15 protein-coding genes are annotated in these 18095 nt (G+C 62.7%); 3 read left to right on the top strand and 12 right to left on the bottom strand.

Annotated elements, in window-relative coordinates; all coding sequences use genetic code 11:
• Entirely contained in the window at positions 1 to 1029 is a 1029-nt protein-coding gene (locus ACP7BL_RS06540) for an alanine racemase (RefSeq protein ID WP_426257902.1), read from the top strand.
• On the opposite strand, the gene ACP7BL_RS06535 is transcribed toward ACP7BL_RS06540, so the two are convergent.
• From ACP7BL_RS06535 to ACP7BL_RS06520, 4 genes are all read right to left on the bottom strand, one after another.
• Positions 1026 to 2000 carry a 2OG-Fe(II) oxygenase gene (locus ACP7BL_RS06535; RefSeq protein WP_426257901.1) on the bottom strand — a complete coding sequence of 325 codons (975 nt, stop codon included), beginning with the start codon at positions 1998 to 2000 and terminating at the stop codon, positions 1026 to 1028. The two genes, ACP7BL_RS06540 and ACP7BL_RS06535, sit on opposite strands and share 4 nt — an antisense overlap.
• 72 nt (positions 2001 to 2072) lie before the next feature.
• Positions 2073 to 5348 carry a TonB-dependent receptor domain-containing protein gene (locus ACP7BL_RS06530; protein WP_426257900.1) on the bottom strand — a complete coding sequence of 1092 codons (3276 nt, stop codon included), beginning with the start codon at positions 5346 to 5348 and terminating at the stop codon, positions 2073 to 2075.
• A 187-nt stretch (positions 5349 to 5535) separates the two neighbouring features.
• Positions 5536 to 6708 carry an acetyl-CoA C-acetyltransferase gene (locus tag ACP7BL_RS06525; protein ID WP_426257899.1) on the bottom strand — a complete coding sequence of 391 codons (1173 nt, stop codon included), beginning with the start codon at positions 6706 to 6708 and terminating at the stop codon, positions 5536 to 5538.
• Positions 6709 to 6736: 28 nt separating this feature from the next.
• Positions 6737 to 7837 carry an alpha/beta fold hydrolase gene (locus ACP7BL_RS06520; RefSeq protein ID WP_426257898.1) on the bottom strand — a complete coding sequence of 367 codons (1101 nt, stop codon included), beginning with the start codon at positions 7835 to 7837 and terminating at the stop codon, positions 6737 to 6739.
• Between ACP7BL_RS06520 and phaR the strand changes: the two genes are divergently transcribed.
• Positions 7836 to 8393: a polyhydroxyalkanoate synthesis repressor PhaR gene (gene phaR / locus ACP7BL_RS06515; protein WP_126849106.1), complete on the top strand. Its 558-nt coding sequence runs from the start codon at positions 7836 to 7838 to the stop codon at positions 8391 to 8393. The two genes, ACP7BL_RS06520 and phaR, sit on opposite strands and share 2 nt — an antisense overlap.
• 8 nt (positions 8394 to 8401) lie before the next feature.
• Positions 8402 to 8581, top strand: coding sequence for a hypothetical protein (locus ACP7BL_RS06510; RefSeq protein WP_033966473.1), 180 nt, complete (start codon positions 8402 to 8404; stop codon positions 8579 to 8581).
• 19 nt (positions 8582 to 8600) lie between these two features.
• Here ACP7BL_RS06510 and ACP7BL_RS06505 read toward each other — a convergent pair whose 3' ends face one another.
• From ACP7BL_RS06505 to ACP7BL_RS06470, 8 genes are all read right to left on the bottom strand, one after another.
• Positions 8601 to 9752 carry an aspartyl protease family protein gene (locus ACP7BL_RS06505; RefSeq protein ID WP_426257897.1) on the bottom strand — a complete coding sequence of 384 codons (1152 nt, stop codon included), beginning with the start codon at positions 9750 to 9752 and terminating at the stop codon, positions 8601 to 8603.
• Between the two features lie 40 nt (positions 9753 to 9792).
• Positions 9793 to 11322 carry a CpaF family protein gene (locus ACP7BL_RS06500; protein ID WP_426257896.1) on the bottom strand — a complete coding sequence of 510 codons (1530 nt, stop codon included), beginning with the start codon at positions 11320 to 11322 and terminating at the stop codon, positions 9793 to 9795.
• An 82-nt stretch (positions 11323 to 11404) separates the two neighbouring features.
• A complete protein-coding gene (locus ACP7BL_RS06495) occupies positions 11405 to 12928 on the bottom strand; it encodes a glycosyltransferase family 39 protein (protein WP_426257895.1) in 1524 nt (507 codons plus the stop codon).
• A gap of 56 nt (positions 12929 to 12984) precedes the next feature.
• Positions 12985 to 13236 carry an ATP synthase F1 subunit epsilon gene (locus tag ACP7BL_RS06490; protein WP_010404117.1) on the bottom strand — a complete coding sequence of 84 codons (252 nt, stop codon included), beginning with the start codon at positions 13234 to 13236 and terminating at the stop codon, positions 12985 to 12987.
• A gap of 121 nt (positions 13237 to 13357) precedes the next feature.
• Positions 13358 to 14830, bottom strand: a complete 1473-nt coding sequence (gene atpD / locus ACP7BL_RS06485) for a F0F1 ATP synthase subunit beta (protein ID WP_010404115.1) — start codon at positions 14828 to 14830, stop codon at positions 13358 to 13360.
• 19 nt (positions 14831 to 14849) lie between these two features.
• Entirely contained in the window at positions 14850 to 15731 is an 882-nt protein-coding gene (locus tag ACP7BL_RS06480) for a F0F1 ATP synthase subunit gamma (protein ID WP_426257894.1), read from the bottom strand.
• A 140-nt stretch (positions 15732 to 15871) separates the two neighbouring features.
• Positions 15872 to 17401: a F0F1 ATP synthase subunit alpha gene (gene atpA / locus ACP7BL_RS06475; RefSeq protein ID WP_010404112.1), complete on the bottom strand. Its 1530-nt coding sequence runs from the start codon at positions 17399 to 17401 to the stop codon at positions 15872 to 15874.
• Between the two features lie 3 nt (positions 17402 to 17404).
• A complete protein-coding gene (locus ACP7BL_RS06470; protein WP_010404110.1) occupies positions 17405 to 17959 on the bottom strand; it encodes a F0F1 ATP synthase subunit delta in 555 nt (184 codons plus the stop codon).
• Positions 17960 to 18095: the final 136 nt, after the last annotated feature.

Genomic DNA, 18095 nt, shown 5'->3' with positions numbered 1-18095 from the left:
ATGACCGCACCGCTTCGCCTCCGCCTTGATCCCGACGCCTTGATCGCCAACTGGCGCGCGCTCGATCGTCTGAGCGGGGCGGCGGCATGCGGCGCGGCGATCAAGGCCGATGGATATGGCCTGGGCGCGCGCGGGGTCGCGACCCGGTTGGCCGCTGCGGGGACGCGCGATTTCTTTGTCGCGAGCTGGAGCGAGGCGGCAGCGCTTGCCGATTGCGGGCTCGACGTGGCGGTTCTGCACGGCGTGCGTGCGGAAGACATGCCGCTGGCGCTCAGTGGCATTGCCCGACCGGTGCTCAATAGCGCCGCACAGGTGGCGCGCTGGCGTGACGCCGGGGGCGGGCGCTGCGACGTGATGGTCGACACCGGCATCAACCGGCTCGGGGTCGCGCCCGAGGAGGTGCGAGGCGGTCTGCTCGATGACCTCCAGATCGATACGCTGCTCAGCCATCTGGCCTGCGCCGATGAGGACAGCGCGATGAACGCACGTCAGGCGACCGCTTTTCGCGCGCTTGAGGGGCGAACTGCCGCGCGGCGGATGAGTCTGGCCAATTCGGCTGGAATCGCGCTGGGAGCCGATTATGCGTTCGACCTCACCCGGCCAGGTCTCGCGCTGTATGGCGGGGTGGCGCGGGCGGAACTGGCGGCGGTCGTGCGACAGGTGGTGACGCCCGAAGCCCAGATTTTGCAACGCCGCACCGTCGCGGCGGGGGATTCGATCGGGTATAATGCGCTCTATACCCCGAGCGCACCGATGGAGGTGGCGATCCTCAATATCGGCTATGCCGACGGCTATTGGCGCGGCTTCAGCAATACCGGGGTGGCGGTGGCCGGGGATGCTCGATTGCCAGTGGTGGGGCGCGTGTCGATGGATCTGACCGCGATTTGCGTGGATGCAGCGCCCGCGCTCGCAGAGGGCGACTGGGTGGCTCTGGAATATGCCCTGCCTGCGGCTGCAGCGGCTTCGGGCATGTCGCAATATGAGCTGCTGACCGGACTTGGCGCGCGGTTTGATCGGGTGTGGGATTAGGCTTGCTGTCCCATTTTCCAGGGGTCGATGGGATGATGACGGATCCAACGGGTCGCCAACCATTTTGTGCCACGCTCTACCGGTAAGCCCGCATGACGCGAAAGGGGCTCCGGTTGCCCGACTGAGTCGACATTGCCGAAGACGAGCGCATCCCCCGCCTTGGCATCAACGGTGATCGGCAAAAGCGGGAAGGTCGTCTTGCCCCCGCTGTAACCGTCGTTGAGGTAAATGAGGACAGTTTTGACTCGCTGGTTCGCTGTATTCGAAAGCGTGTCGAGATGAGCCTTATATTGTTGTCCCGGCGCGTATCGCAAAATGGTCAAAGGTTCACCGTGATGCACCTTAGTTTCGGTAACGGCCGCGATTCGGCGATTGATCGCTTGGACCACCAAAGTTTCCTGTGTGGGGCCAATTACCGCGTTGTCGGAGTTACGAATGGGATGCGCGACCAAAGCACCCGTCGTTGGATCGAAAACGGTTGCGGGCTCCAAGTTGTGCACCACCAACGATGCAATATGGGCGGCCTCTTCGGGCGTGCAAAAATTCGGGATGCGTTGAATCGACGGTGCCGAATGAAGCCTGTGATACGTCGCAGACGTCCGTGGCATGCCGTCTTCGTCAATTGCCATTCGTTTCAGCAGGTCAAGATGCTGCGCCGCGAGCGGGTCATTGCCAGCCGCCTTTTGCAAAAGGCGTACCGCTGCCTGCCAGTCTGGCGCTCCCCCGCTGCCATTTGCCGTCAATGCGATCTCGAGCAGAGCTGCGTCGACGTGGCCGATGGTGACGGCACGACGCAACATGAGACGAGCTCGCAGGAGGTCGCGATCCAGTAGATCGCCACGAAGGTACATAGTCGCAAGCTCGGCCCAAGCTGCAGCATCGCCTGTATGCCCGGCAGCCTCCAGTCTCGCTACGGTAGCAGAGGCTTCGGACGCGACCAGGGGCGCGTGGTCCGATTTGCCAAGGCTCATCTCTAACAGCATCCTTTTAAAAAAAACGGGCGGGAGAAATCTCCCGCCCTAAAGTGTTGAAAGTGTGTTTCGTTAGAACTTTGCCCGGAACCCGCTGTAAAAATTGCGGCCGCGGACGTCGTAGATTGCCGAGCCACTTCCGGTAGCCGTGGTTCCGAGTGGTGGATGTTGATCAAACGCATTGTCCACCCCAGCATAGAACTGAAAGCGGTTTTTGCCGTTTTGCTTAATATCCCACTGAATGCGGAAGCCATGGTACGTAATTGCCGGATATTTTTGTATGTCGGCATAATCTGCGTTGAGCGCATCGCGGCCTTGTAGAGAATTGAAGTCCTCATAGGCACCGATATACATCGGAGAAATGTAGTGTAGGTTGTAGCCAAAGGTCACAGCACCAACCCGAAGGTCTGCGCTAAACTGGAATTCATCCTTAGGATCACCAAGTTCGCTCAGAATGCGATCTTCAAAATTCGGGTCGGTCGGATTGGCAAAGTTGCTGGTCTTGAATCCATGCGTATAGATCAAACTGCCGTAAAAATTAACCGTTGAGCTAAGATCTTTGGAATAATTTATTTGGGTATCGATGCCTTTGCGAATTCGCTTCGCGAAATTCAGCGGTGCTTGGATAAGGGTATTGCCTTGAATTTGGCCCGGGACTTCACCCAAGGACCCAGTACCGCTTCCCTTGTAACGCGAGAACAGCGCACAGAACGGGTTGTTAAGTGTCGCTGCATCGTAGCAATTGTTGGCAATTTGTTGTGCTGTAATCGAGGTAATAACCCCGTTTACCCGAATGTTGTAATAGTCGGCACTGAACGAAAAGCCGCGCAAGAAGCCAGGCGTAATCACGGTGCCAAACGTCCAGGAATCCGACGTTTCCGCCTTCAGATTCGGATTGCTGCCGCTGAGCACGGGAAGGGAGTAGGTCGGCTGGTTGGCAAAGCTAGCAGAATTGAGGATGGTCGCCCCCAAATCAGTCAAGCAGTTTGCCGCGCGCGTTGTTGAGCCGGCACCAATATTTGCAGCGCGGCAGGGGTCCTGGAAGCCTGGTGCAAAGTTTGGCGTCAGAGCCGACGCTGTTTCGGAAACGTTGGGCGCGCGGACCGCACGACCGTAATTGGCGCGGAAGCGTAGCCCTGGGATGGGAAGCCACGTCCCACCATAATTGTAGGAATAGACGGTTCCAATGCCGCCACCATAAGCGGACACACGCCCTGCGCCACTGATTGTGAGTTCCTTAGCGAGGAAGAAGTCCTTAACGATGGGCAGTTCAATTTCGCCAAAACCTTCCCGAACGCGGAACGCAGGTGGAGCATATCCTAGCTGTGTAAGCGCGTTGGTATAGCCTGCGGGATCGGATGCGAACGGATCCTGCACATAAAGCGCCTTCTCCGAACGATATTCGCCACCGAGCGAGAACTGTATTGGTCCGCCTGGAAGACGGAAGAATTTGCCCGTGTTGCCGGAAATGAAGCCGCTCACGTCGAACTGCGTAATTCTCGCGTGGTCGACGGCGTTGTAGCTAAAATACTTGGATGCCGCACTATTATCTGCCGCACCGAACGGATTGTACGGAACGCACGCCGCGATGTCGCTCGCCAGGCGAGCGACGTTGGTGGTGGTATTCGGATAGGGGAGAGCAGCGGCCGAATCGAACTGCGCACGGCACTGGATTTGGCCGGTAACCGGGTTCCGACCGGCGTCATACGACAGCAGAAAACGCTGCTTGTCGACATAGCCATAGGTCGTCGTGCGTTGCGTGAACTTTCCGTAGTTTCCGGAAATTTCATAGTTCCAGTCGTCGTTGAAGGTCCCACGCAGACCGCCGACAATGCGGAAGGTCTCACGGCGGAACGCTTCATCGCGGATGCCCGAGTCGGCGAACTGACGTGCGTCGACGAACCGATAACTGCCATTTGCAATGGCGGCGATATCGGCGGCGTTCAGTTTACCGCCGGCAACACCATTGGCTGAGGTGGAAAAGGACCGTGCGCTGTCGCAGGTTACCGTCAAACTGGTGTTGCAGCCTGCGGCGAGAATCGCATTGGCGATCGTCGTACGGTCGGCGGCGTTGAGGAACGGATTGTCCAGGCGCGTCCGTTCGCGATAGTCGAATTGCGAGTAGGTTCCCTGGCTGAAGGAGGGGCCGGCGTTGGAACCGAGCGTGTCGATGCGGACATACTTCGCCTCGACAAACGCTTCCAATGCTGGGGCGAATTCATAGTGGCCCAGCAGGTTGAAATTGTAGCGCTGCTGATACGGGTACACAGACAGCAACTTGTCTTCGCGCCCGGTTTGCCCGTTTCCACCGAGGATGCCGCTATTCGGACCGCTGCTGTAGCGCGTCCCCGTTTGCGGGGTTAGCCGACCGTCGGCACCAAAGATGTACGTGCACGAATAGGGAACCCCGCCAACCGTTGAAGGCGCGCCGTTCGTCGACGCAATGCCGGTCCCGCAAAGCGGATTTGCCGACGGTTGGTTGATCGGCACTAGACCATAGCGGTTGATGGTGGTTGAGCGGATGTCTTGCAGGTAAACGCGGTCGGGGTAGCCATCGCTGCCGTTCTTCAAACCCGACGGATCGATGTCGACCACGCCGAAACCGTCAGCCGATTGATACCACGGGATGTCGGAGCCGAACACGCGTTCCTGGCGGGCATATTCTGCGTGGACGGTAATATTGCCCTTGCCCTCGGCGAAATTATGGCCCGCCAAAATCGAGGCATATTGGTTGGCACCAAAACCGGCACCGCTAATACCCGCATTGGCGCGTACTTGGACCCCGGAATAATCCTTCTTCAAAACAAAGTTTACGACGCCCGCGATCGCGTCTGAGCCATAAACGGCGGAGTTGCCGCCGGTGATCAGGTCAACGCGATCAATCAGGTCGTTGGGAATGGTATTGATGTCGACCGAACTTGCATTGTTAAGGATGTCTGATGGGACATGGCGACGCCCGTTGACGAGCACCAGCGTACGAACGGTTCCAAGACTGCGCAAATCTAAAAGGTTGAGGCCGGCAATACCAACACCCAGCCCCGGGTTTTGTTGTGCAAAAGTGCTGCGGAGCTGCGGCAGATCGTTTAGGATGTCGCCGATATTGTTGCGACCCTGTTGAAAAAACTGGTCTCCACTGATGGAGGTGATTGGAACAATCGAAGAGTTGTTCGGCCTCGCGATACGAGATCCGGTGACCACGATCTCCTTGGGTGTGGTGGAGTCTTCGTCATCGGTTGGGGCGCTTTTCTGCGCGCCCCCGTCGGTTTGGGTTTGCGCCAACGCGATCGACGGGTTTGCCGCCAATACCCCAACGAGCGCGGTGGCACCCATAAGCAACTTTACATTCATGTACTGCCCCCTGTTCGAGCGGAGTGCTCTCCAGAGGGGTATTCAAACTTTTTTGGAAATCGGTGGCAAGGCTACATGAACGTTAGATGACAATATCGTTCATTAATCGTTCATATGTTGCAATCTTGCAACATGCGGTAACATTTGAACCTTGCCAGGAAATGCTTGCGGAGGTGCGACCGCAGCCTCATCGCTCCACACACAGCGCAATCCCCATCCCGCCGCCGATACACAACGTCGCCAAGCCCTTGTTCACATCGCGTTTGGCCATCTCGTACAGCAACGTCGTCAGAACGCGCGCACCCGAAGCACCGATCGGGTGGCCGATGGCGATCGCGCCGCCGTTCACGTTGACGCGCTCGGCATCCCATTCGAGTTCCTTGCCGACCGACAGCGCCTGTGCCGCAAACGCCTCGTTCGCCTCGATCAAGTCGAGGTCACCGATGCTCCACCCGGCTTTTTGTAGTGCGCGCCGAGTCGCGGGGACGGGGCCGATCCCCATGATCGAAGGGTCGACACCGGCCGATGCCCAGCTTGCGATGCGCGCCAGGATCGGCGATCCGCGGCGTTCGGCTTCGGCGCGGCTCATCAGCACCAGCGCGGCCGCTCCGTCGTTGAGGCCAGAGGCATTGGCGGCGGTCACCGTGCCATCCTTTTTGAAAGCGGGGCGCAGGCCGGACACGCTTTCCAACGTAACACCAGCGCGGATATATTCGTCGTCGGCGACGATCGTGTCGCCCTTGCGGCCCTTGATGGTGACGGGCGCGATCTCGTCGCGAAAGCGGCCCGAGGAGCGGGCGGCGTCGGCAAGATTTTGCGATCGCACCGCAAAGTCGTCCTGCGCGGCGCGGGTGATCTGATATTGCTCCGCCAGATTCTCGGCGGTGATGCCCATGTGATAGCTGTTGAAGGCATCGGTCAGCCCATCCTTGACCATCGTGTCGATCAAGCTGAGGTCGCCCATTTTCTGCCCGGCGCGCAGCAATTGCGCGTGCGCGCTCATCGACATCGATTCCTGCCCACCTGCTACGACGATCGTCGAATCGCCCGTAGCGATCGCCTGTGCGGCCAGCGCCACCGCGCGCAGGCCCGAACCGCACACCTGATTGACGCCCCAGGCCGGGATTTCCTTCGGCACGCCCGCCGCCATCGACGCCTGCCGCGCCGGGTTCTGGCCCTGCGCCGCGGTCAGCACCTGGCCCAGGATGACTTCGGACACATCCGCGCCCGCTACGCCAGCCTGCGCGAGGGCTGCCTCGATCGCGATCCGTCCGAGTTCGTGCGCAGGCGTTGCGGCAAACGCTCCCAGGAAGCTGCCGACGGGGGTCCGCTTGGCGGCGGTGATGACGATGTCCTGCATGGGGTCTCTCCGGGATCTGTGTCGTGGCCTATTTAGGCAGCGGCAGCGCCTTTAGCCAGTCCGACAATGGCTCCCACAATTGCGTGCGCGCGCCGCGCCCGACGATCATGCCGACATGGCCTGCGCCGAGATCGCGCCGGTCGCGCAGGTTGGCCGCGCTTGCGGCCGGGACGATACGGTCGTTGAGCGACACGAACTCGATGGCCGGGCAGGACAGGGCGGCAGGAGCGATCGTCACCCCGCCGATCTGCCACGCACCGGTGCCAGGCGTATCCGCCGCGATGAAATTTTCGAAGATTTGCACGCCGGTTGCAAAGGGCAGGGGCGCACCGCCATTGGCCCAATCCTCCAGCGCGATAAAGCTGCGCGCGGCTTCGCTATCCGGCTCCAACGCGGCAAAGGCTTCATATTTCGCGATCGTGCGGGCTGGGTCGAGTCGCCAGAAACCCGCTTGCAGCACCTCCATCGGCACCAGGCCGAGCGTGTCGCAGGCCGGCTTGGCCGAATCCCACAAGGCGGCGATCTCTGCACGCGCGGCGGAGCCGTAACCGGTAAAATGCCATGGCGAAGCGATCAGCGCGAGCCCGGCAACCTCGGTCAGGCAGGACGCGGCCAGGGCCATCGTGCCGCCAAGGCAATAGCCGATCAGGATTGGCGGCACCGAAAATTTGGCAATCAGCGGGAGCAACACGCGAGTAATATGTGCGTCTACGTCCAAATCGCGCGCTTTGGGGCCCTGGGTTCCCCAGTCGAGCAGGAACGGCCGATGGCCCTGGCTGGCGAGCCAGCGCAACAGCGAGCTTTCGGGCCGCAAATCGAGGATATGCGGCGGGTTGATGAGCGACGGGATGACGATGACCGCCCGCCCGGTCGCGCCCTTGGCCCCATAGTCCCGTAGCCGCGCCTGTCCTTTTCGAAAACGGGCAGGCATGGCTTTGCGCGGTTTCGCGCGCGCCGCATCCTGATAGGCGCGCAGGCCCGCCAGCGCCGCTGCGCTTCGTTCCGGCGAACCCGCTGTCTGATCACGCAAAATGTCGAGGAACAAAGGTAATGGGCGCGGGCCGTGTTGCGATGCGGCAATAAATGATGATAGGACTTGCGCAACCACAGGCGGGGAGCCTTTCTTCATGAAGAAGACCATTCCGGGCGATGGCCCGGTGATCATTAAAAAATACGCGAACCGCCGCCTCTATAATACCGAGACATCCTCTTACATCACGCTCGAGCACCTCGCTGCGATGACCCGTGACGGGCGGGATTTCAAGGTGGTGGATGCAAAGTCCGAAGAGGACATCACGCACAACATCCTGACCCAGATCATCATGGAAGAGGAACAGCGCGGGCAGACGATGCTGCCGGTGCCATTCCTGCGCCAGTTGATCGCGATGTACGGCGATTCGATGCAGGCGATGGTGCCGGGCTATCTCGAAGCGTCGATGGACAGCTTCCGCCGCAACCAGCAGCAGTTCAAATCGGCGGTCGAGGGCGCGTTCGCCAATTCGCCTTTCGCCGAATTGGCCAAGCAGAATATGGCGATGTTCGAGGCGGCGACTGCGGCGTTCAAGCCAGGGGTGGCGGCTGGTCTGGCACCGGCCGCAAGCGCCGCGAGCAAGGACGACGAGATTGCTGCTCTGAAGGCAGAACTCGGTCGGCTGCACGAAAAGATCGAAAAGCTCGGCGACTGAGCGACGCAGTGCTTTGGTGGGTGGCGGCGGCGGGCGCGATGGTCGTCGCGGCGCTCGCCGGGTTGGGCGACTGGCGACACCGGACGCGGCGCGACCTCGACAAGGTTGGATGGATCAACTGGCCAAGCCTGCAAATGGCAGCGGTCATCGCGGCGGTCGTGTGTGCGATCATGGCGGCGCATCGATGACGAACGCGCGCAGGCTCGCTCAATAGAAGGCGCGTAACGTCAGCGTACGCGTCATGCCATTGCAAGTTGCCAGCTTCACGCTGCGCCCGGCGGCATCGACCGGCCAATGCAAGCTCGCTTCGGCGCTGACGGGAAGCCCGTCGACCGCGCAAATCTGTTCGCCCGCTTGCCAACCGTCCGCCTCGGCCGGGCCGCCCCGCATGACGTGTAGCACCGTCAGCCGATCGTCGTCGCGGCGCAGAATAAGGCCGCTGGTCGAACGCAGCGGCGGCGTGTCCGCCGATGAGTCGGGGAGCAACACCATCCGCCCGGCATGGGGATCGAGCAGGACGCGATAGTGGCGCAGGAAGCCCGACCCGATCCGCCCGTTCATGCCGATCGTGGCGGTGTAGCCGCCCGAAGGCTCGATCCGCATTTCGACGGTGCGGGCGGGCGCTGTCCCGCTGCGCACTCCGGGCACGATCGCAAGATCGACAATCGCTGCCCCGCCCACGCCGTAGCTGATGGTCGAACTGGTCGGACGGTGTTTCTCGGCCAGTGCGGACCATGCTGGCTGGGTAACGGTGATGGCGCTGCCGTCTCCGGTGTCGACCGCCATGCGTGACAGGTGGTGGTTGCCGACGAGAATATCGGTCACATAGGTCGACCATTCCCCGCCAATCCGGAGCGGCGCGATGCTCCCGGCGAAGGGGAGGTTGCCCGAGGGGAGCAAGCGAAAACGCTGCGCCGCATAATCGATGTCGAGCGCGTAGCCCCCGATGATGTCGCTGCCGACCAACAGGTCTATCGCCGCTTGTCCCGTCGTTGCGGGCGGCAGAGGGGCGGTCATCAAGCGGGGACTGTGCACGGTACGTGCCGCCACGGTGACGCTCGATGGATCGACCCAGCCAGTGGCGACCGTGCCGCCAATTGCGAGGGCAGCATGTCCGCGCCGCACCCGTATCCGGGCCGCATCGACGAACCGTCGCGACAGCAGCGACGTACTCACCCCTGTATCGAGGATCGCCGTCACGGAATGGCCATCGACGACGGCCTGGAAGCAAATCTGCTCGGCGGGGGTCAGCGTGAAGGCAACCCAGGGGGCTTCGGTTTCGAGGGCGGGCGGTGCCGGAGCACGCGTGATGGGCGGCGCATCGGGGGCGGCGGCGCAAAGCAAAAAAAACAGAAACACGAGGCAACGCATCGGTCGCCACTGATACCCGATTTAGCGGTCAGAGGCACGCCTCAAGATACGCCTGGTCGAAGCCGAAGGTGCGGGCCTTTTCCAGCGTATAGGGGCGCAGGCCCATCGAGCGATATTCGCCGATGATCTTGCCGTCCGCAGACTCGTCCAAATATTCGAACTTGAACAGTTCCTGCGTGACGATCACCGGGCCTTCCATGCCGATCACCTCGGTCACGTTGGTGACGCGGCGCGAACCGTCGCGCAGGCGCTTCACCTGGATGATCATCTCGACCGAATCGGCGATCTGACGCGAGATCGCTTCCTTCGGCACCTTGATGTCGGACATCATCACCATGTTCTCCATACGCGCGAGCGCCTCGCGCGGGGAGTTGGCGTGGAGCGTACACATCGAGCCGTCGTGACCGGTGTTCATCGCGGCGAGCATGTCGAAACACTCGGACCCACGGATTTCGCCGAGGATGATGCGATCCGGGCGCATACGCAGCGCGTTCTTGACGAGATCCCGGATGCTGATTTCGCCCTGGCCTTCGAGGTTGGCGGGCCGCGTTTCGAGCGGCAGCCAGTGCGGCTGCTGCAAGCGCAATTCGGCGGCATCCTCGATCGTCAGCACGCGCTCGCCCGGGTCGATCATTTTCGACAGCGCGTTGAGCATCGTCGTCTTGCCCGAACCCGTACCGCCCGAGATGACGACGTTGAAGCGACACGCGCCCGCGATCTTCAGCGCGGTCGCCATTTTCGGGCTCATCGAGCCGAAGCCTGCCATCATGTCGAGCGTGATGGGTTTCGCCGAGAATTTACGAATCGAGATCGCGGTGCCGCGCAGCGACAGCGGCGGGACGATGACGTTGACGCGGCTGCCGTCCTTGAGGCGGGCGTCGGCGAGCGGGGTGGTCTGGTCGACGCGGCGGCCGACCGAGTTGCAGATGCGCTGCGCGATCTGGAAGAGATGCTCCTCGTCGCGGAACTGGATCTGCGCGAGTTCGAGCTTGCCCTTGCGCTCGACATAGGTCTGCTCGGGGCCATTGACCATGATGTCGGTGATGTTCGGGTCGGCGAGCAATTCCTCGAGCGGGCCGAGGCCGAGCAGTTCGTCGACCAGCACCTTTTCCAGCGCGAACTGTTCGCGGCGGTTGAGCGTCAGCTTCAACTCGGCGAGCACTTCGCCGATAATCGGGCGGAATTCCTCGGCCAACTCGTCCTTGTCGAGCGTCGCAGCGGCTTCGGGATCGACGCGTTCGAGCAGGCGCGGGAGCACCTGTTCTTTGATCTTGTGAATCGAGCTCTCGAAGCCCTCAACCTTGGAATTGCCGGCATCGCCCGAAGACGCTTGCCGGTCGGCGAGGCGCTGCATCGCGTCCATTTGCAGGCCGGGCATGTTGCCGCTCGGCTCGGCTTCGCCCGGAAGCGGCGGCAGGGGCAGCGGCGGGAACTGATCGCTGGCGGTTTCCGCCTCGGTCGCCGGGCGGACGCCCGCGCCGTGCATCGGCCGCGCGACGCCGAAGGCTGGCCGGGTGCCCGGTCCGGCTGATCCAGGTCTGCGCCCAAATGCACTCATGCCACTCAGTTCCTTGTCGTTCGCCCGGACGCTAGCGCCCAAGCTTTTACAATTGCCTAACCACGGTCGCGGGGTTTCGGCTTTAGCGTCCGGCGTTGCGCCGCCAGATCACGAGTTGGTCGCGCCCGCCGGTATAGACGCGGTGGGGCAGGCCAGCCGTAGGATGGTAATCGCGGGCCAGCGTGGCACTTAGGAGTCGTTCCATCGCCGGGTTACGGTCGGTCCAGATCGAATGCGCGATGGTGATGATCGTGCCCGGCCGTCGCGCCAACGCGTCGCGAAGTGCCTGCGCCTGGTCGACGCCCAGCGCATTGGCCTCGCGCGTGGAACTGAGATGCGCGGTGAAGGCGAAGCGCGTCACCCGGCACGCATTGCTGAGTTGATAATAAGCGACGGGGCCTTCGTAGATGAACAGGCAGCGCGTCTTCACATCGCTTGGCAGTGCGGCGACGACATTGGCGGCATAGACGCGCTCGATCGCGCCGATCTTGGGCGCGACGACGACCGCGTAAAATAGCGGCCACGCCATCACCGTGGCGAAGAGCGCCTTGCCGAAACGAGGAATGGCAAACGCATGCGCGATCAACGGGCAGCACGCCAGCACCAGCGGAATCGCGTAATGCGGGAAATATCCGCCGATCGCGGCGAAATCGACCAGTCCGAACGCGATCCAGCCGAGAATGAAGAGCGTCTCTTGCCCCCACACCTGGAAGCGCTCGGTGCGGGCCCATAGGCCCAGCAGCGCAACCACCAGGGCGGGTAAAGTGAGGATGACCGACGTGGCGAGATTGTCGATCGCCGCAGGGTCGGTCGGCCTGCCCTTGGCGATCACTGACAGCACATTGGCTTGCCACCAGGCATCGAAATGGCCGAGCGCGGCGTAGGACAGCATTGCCGCCAGGGTAGGCAGCGCGGCGGCGAGCACCATCGGCACGGCCAGACGCAAAATGCGGGTCGGGTCGCGGGTCTCGCGCCACACCGACCAGATTAGCCAGGCCCCGAAGAACCCGCCCTGGAAGACGGCATTGGTCTTGATCTGGATGGCGAGGCCGATCAGCGCCATCGCCGCTACGCCGCTGCCGGTGCGCACACGCTCATTGGCAGTGTCGCTGGCGCGCAAGGTCAGCATCGCCGCTGCCATCACCAGCAGATCATAAAACACCGGCGTTTGGGTGGTGTCGCCCCACAAGATGTTGAGCTGCGCGAGATAGAACATCCCCGCCATCGTCGCGGGAACCCAGCCAACGCGCCGTCGCATGAACAACGCGATCAGGAAGGCGGTGGCGGCGGCAAAGGCCGTGGCGACCATTTGCGCAGCAAGGAATCCGTTCCCCGGCAAGAGCCGGATCGCGGCAAAGAGCACGAACAGGCCTAGCGGCTTGCGGTCCCAAATGTCGACATAGGGCAGTTCCCCATGCCACATCCGGTCGCCGACCAGCAGATAGAGCTGCTCGTCCAGCCCCGCGATCGGATTGCCGAACAGACCGAAGCGCAGCAGCACCGCAGCGCCAATGGTGGCCGCGAGCGCGATCCAGCCCGCACGCACCGACACCGCACTTACGCTATGAGGCAGGGGACGGGAGAGTTGGCCAAGGAGCATATCCATGGCCCGCTATGTCGCAGGGTGTAGTTAACGCCGCGTAAAGGGCAGGGCAGCTCGACTTAGGCGGCGCGTTCCGCCAGCACGGTGAGGCCGTTGGCGTTCACTTCGGCGAAACCGCCTTCGATCGCGATCAGCTCGGGTTCGCCCTTTTCGGTGCGATAGACCGATAGCGCGCCGTCGCGGATGGTCGACATCACTGGCGCATGGCCCTCCAGCACGCCGAAATCACCTTCCGATCCGGGGACGACGACCATGTACACGTCCTCCGAGCGGACGAGCTTTTCAGGCGTGACGAGTTCGAAGTGCAGCATTGTCTTCTTCCTTCCCCCCTCCCGCGTGCGGGAGGGGTCGGGGGAGGGGCGTTATGGTTGGAGAAGCGCCTGCTTTCAGGCCCTCCCCCAGCCCCTCCCGTAAGCGGGAGGGGAGTTTGGATTACGCTTCCTGCGCCATCTTTTCGGCCTTGGCGATCGCTTCGTCGATGCCGCCGACCATGTAGAACGCGCTCTCGGGCAAGTGATCATACTCACCGTCGACGACCGCCTTGAACGACTTCACGGTGTCTTCGACCTGGACGAACTTGCCCGGAATGCCGGTGAACACTTCGGCGACGTGGAACGGCTGGCTGAGGAAGCGCTGGATCTTGCGCGCGCGCGACACGATCGACTTATCTTCTTCCGACAGCTCGTCCATGCCCAGAATGGCGATGATGTCCTGCAGCGACTTGTAGCGCTGCAGCGTCTCCTGGACGCGGCGGGCGGTGTCGTAATGCTCCTGGCCGACGATCGCGGGGGTCAGCACGCGCGAGGTCGAGTCGAGCGGATCGACCGCCGGGTAAATGCCCAGCTCCGAAATCGCGCGGTTGAGGTTGGTCGTCGCGTCCAAGTGGGCGAACGAGGTGGCGGGAGCCGGATCGGTCAAATCGTCGGCCGGAACGTAGATCGCCTGCACCGAGGTGATCGAGCCCTTGTTGGTCGAGGTGATACGCTCCTGCAGCGCGCCCATGTCGGTCGACAGCGTCGGCTGATAGCCCACCGCCGACGGGATGCGGCCGAGCAGGGCCGACACTTCCGAACCCGCCTGGGTGAAGCGGAAGATGTTGTCGACGAAGAACAGCACGTCCTGGCCTTCGACGTCGCGGAAATATTCGGCGATCGTCAGGCCCGAGAGCGCGACGCGGGCACGCGCGCCCGGCGGCTCGTTCATCTGGCCGAACACCAGAGCGACCTTCGAGCCTTCCGGCGTCGGGTTGCCGTCGGCATCCTTGGCGATGACGCCTGCGTCGAGGAATTCGTGGTACAGATCGTTACCCTCGCGGGTACGCTCGCCGACGCCCGCGAACACCGAGGTGCCGCCATGGCCCTTGGCGATGTTGTTGATCAGTTCCTGGATCAGCACGGTCTTGCCGACGCCGGCGCCGCCGAACAGGCCGATCTTGCCGCCCTTTGCGTAGGGTGCGAGCAGATCGATGACCTTGATGCCGGTTACGAGAATCGCGCTCTCGGTCGACTGGTCGACGAAAAGCGGGGCAGGGGCGTGGATCGGCATCGTGTCGGTGTGGCCAACCGGGCCACGCTCGTCGATCGGCTCGCCGATGACGTTGAGGATGCGTCCCAGCGTCTGCGGGCCAACGGGCACGCGGATCTGCGAGCCGGTGTCGGTCACTTCCTGGCCGCGCGTCAGGCCCTCGGTCGAGTCCATCGCGATCGTGCGGACGGTGTTCTCACCGAGATGCTGCGCGACTTCGAGCACCAGGCGGTTGCCGTTGTTCGAGGTTTCCAGCGCGTTCAAAATCGCGGGCAGGCGGTCCTGCTCAAAGGTCACGTCGACGACGGCGCCGATGACCTGCGAGATGCGGCCGACGCTGTTGGTGGTCGCCGGGGCGAGTGTGTCTGGGGCGGTTGCCATGATGCTTTCCTCGTATCGACTACTTGAGCGCTTCGGCGCCGGAGATGATTTCCACCAACTCGGTGGTGATCGCGGCCTGGCGGCTGCGGTTATACTGGATCGTCAGGCGATTGATCATGTCGCCGGCGTTGCGCGTCGCATTGTCCATCGCGGTCATGCGGCTGCCTTGCTCCGACGCTGCGTTTTCGAGCAGCGCGCGGAAAATCTGGATCGCGACGTTGCGCGGCAGCAAATCGGCGAGGATCGTTTCCTCATCGGGCTCATACTCGACCGCAGCACCGCCATCCGCCACGGGAGCGGCGGTGGTGTCGATTGCGACCGGGATGATCTGGCGACCGACCGGTTCTTGCACCAAAGCCGACTGGAACTTGGCGTAGAACAGGTGCGCGATGTCGAATTCGCCCGCCTCGAACCGCGCGATGACATCGTCTGCAATCGCGCGCGCATCGGCGAAGGCGACCGTCTTGATGTGGCTCATCTCATGGTCGGCGGCGATTTGCGTCGGGAAGAAGCGCTTGATCACGCGACCCTTCTTGCCCGCCACATAGAATTTCACGGTCTTGCCAGCGGCTTCCAACTCTTCGGCCTTGCGGCGTGCGGCGCGGACGATGTTCGAGTTGAACGCACCGGCGAGACCACGCTCGGAGGTGGCGATGATCAGCAGGTGGACCTGGTCCTTGCCGGTGCCCGCGAGCAGCTTGGGGCTCGATTCGCTGACCGAAACCTTGGCGGCGAGGCTCGCCATCACCTTTTCGAGCTGCTCGGCATAGGGACGGCCAGCGACTGCGGCCTCCTGCGCACGGCGCAGTTTCGCGGCGGCGACCATCTTCATCGCCTTGGTGATCTTCTGCGTCGACTTCACCGAGCCGATGCGGATCTTGAGGGCCTTGAGGCTTGCCATTCTAGTCCTTCTTCTCCCTCTCCCCTCCGGGGAGAGGGTCGGGGAGAGGGGCCGTCCCACAAACTTCCGTCCGCGTTACGGCCCCTCTCCCGACTTCGCTTCGCTCGTCTGCCCTCTCCCCGGTGGGGAGAGGGAGGGTTTTACGCAAACGTCTTCGAAAACGCACCCAGCGCGGTCTTCAGCGCTTCCGTCGTCTCCTTCGACAGATCGCGCTTGTCGCGAATGTCCTTCAGGAGATCGGCGTGATCGCTGCGCATCGCCGCCAGCATCGCCTGTTCATAGCGGACGACGGCGTTGACCGGAACGGTATCGAGGAAGCCCTGCGTACCCGCGAAGATCGACACGGTCTGCTCTTCGAACGGCATAGGCGAGAACTGCGCCTGCTTCAGCAGCTCGGTCAGGCGCGCGCCGCGGTTGAGCAGCTTCTGCGTGGAAGCATCGAGGTCCGAACCGAACTGCGCGAAGGCGGCCATTTCGCGATACTGGGCGAGCTCGAGCTTGATCGAGCCCGACACCTTCTTCATCGCCTTGGTCTGGGCGGCGGAGCCGACGCGCGACACCGACAGACCGACGTTGATCGCGGGGCGGACGCCCGCGAAGAACAGGTCGGTTTCGAGGAAGATCTGGCCGTCGGTGATCGAGATCACGTTGGTCGGGATGTAGGCCGACACGTCGCCTGCCTGCGTTTCGATGATCGGGAGTGCTGTCAGCGAGCCGCCGCCATTGGCGTCGTTCATCTTCGCCGCGCGCTCGAGGAGACGCGAGTGGAGATAGAACACGTCGCCGGGATAGGCTTCGCGGCCCGGCGGGCGACGCAGCAGCAGCGACATCTGGCGATAGGCAACGGCCTGCTTGGACAGATCGTCATAGACGATGACGGCGTGCATGCCGTTGTCACGGAAATATTCGCCCATCGCGCAGCCGGTGTACGGCGCGAGGAACTGCAGCGGGGCGGGGTCCGACGCGGTTGCGGCGACGACGATCGAATAGTCCATCGCGCCGTTTTCGGTCAGCGTGCGGACGAGCTGCGCGACGGTCGAGCGCTTCTGGCCGACGGCGACATAGATGCAATAGAGCTTCTTGCTCTCGTCATCGCCCTGATGCGCGGCCTTCTGGTTGATGAAGGTATCGATCGCGACGGCGGATTTGCCGGTCTGGCGATCGCCGATGATCAGCTCGCGCTGGCCACGGCCGACGGGAACGAGCGCGTCGATTGCCTTGAGGCCGGTCTGCACCGGCTCGTTGACGCCCTGACGCGGGATGATGCCCGGCGCCTTGACTTCGACGCGGCTGCGCTGGTCGGAAACGATCGGGCCCTTGCCGTCGATCGGGTTGCCGAGACCATCGACGACGCGACCCAACAGGCCCTTGCCGACGGGAACATCGACGATCGTGCCGGTGCGCTTGACGACATCGCCTTCCTTGATCTGGCTGTCCGAGCCGAAGATCACGACGCCGACGTTATCGGCTTCGAGGTTGAGCGCCATGCCCTGCACGCCGTTCGAGAACTCGACCATTTCGCCCGCCTGGACGTTGTCGAGCCCGAAGATGCGGGCGATGCCGTCACCGACGCTCAGCACCTGGCCGGTTTCCGAAACCTGCGCTTCGGTGCCGAAGTTGGCGATCTGGTCCTTGATGACCTTCGAGATTTCTGCGGCGCGGATATCCATGACTTAACCTTTCATCGCGTGCGCGAGAGTATTGAGACGGGTGCGGATCGACGAGTCAATCCGTTGCGAACCGATCTGGACAACCAGACCGCCGAGGAGAGTGGGGTCGACCGCGAGCTCGACCGAGACATCGGTGCCGATGCGGGTGCGCAGCTGCTGCTTCAGCGCGTCGACCTGCTCTTCGGTCAGCGGATGCGCGGAGGTCACCTCAGCGGTCGTTTCGCCACGATGGCGCGCGGCGAGGTCGCGGAAGGCGCGGATGATCGCTGGCAATTGGGACAAGCGCCGGTTCTCGGCGAGAACGCCGAGGAACTTGGCGGTGGTGTCGTCCACGTCGATCATCTCGGCCGCCGCTGCGACCGCGCGCGCGGCGTCGGCGCGCGAGACGATCGGGCTGCCGATCAACTGCGCGAATTCGCTCGATTGCGCGATGGCAGCGCGAACGCGGCCAAGGCTCGCCTCGACCGCGTCAATGGCTTTGCTGTCACGGGCAAGCTCGAAGAGCGCGGTCGCATAGCGTCCGCTTAAGCTTGCTTGAATACCGCCGGATGTCTCCACGCGATTGGGGTCCTCTTGGGCACGAATGGTGGCCCCATGCAAATAGAGGGCGTTGGGGAATGCGCCTTCAGATGGGTTGGCGGGCGGTTAGCATTGGGTAGGGCGCGATGCAAGTCATGCGGCGGACGTCGAAAGC

The organism is Sphingomonas sp. DC1600-2, assembly GCF_049897605.1.
Classification (GTDB): domain Bacteria; phylum Pseudomonadota; class Alphaproteobacteria; order Sphingomonadales; family Sphingomonadaceae; genus Sphingomonas.
The sequence above is the reverse complement of the archived record's forward strand: the minus strand, read 5'-3'. Positions and strand labels throughout refer to the sequence as shown.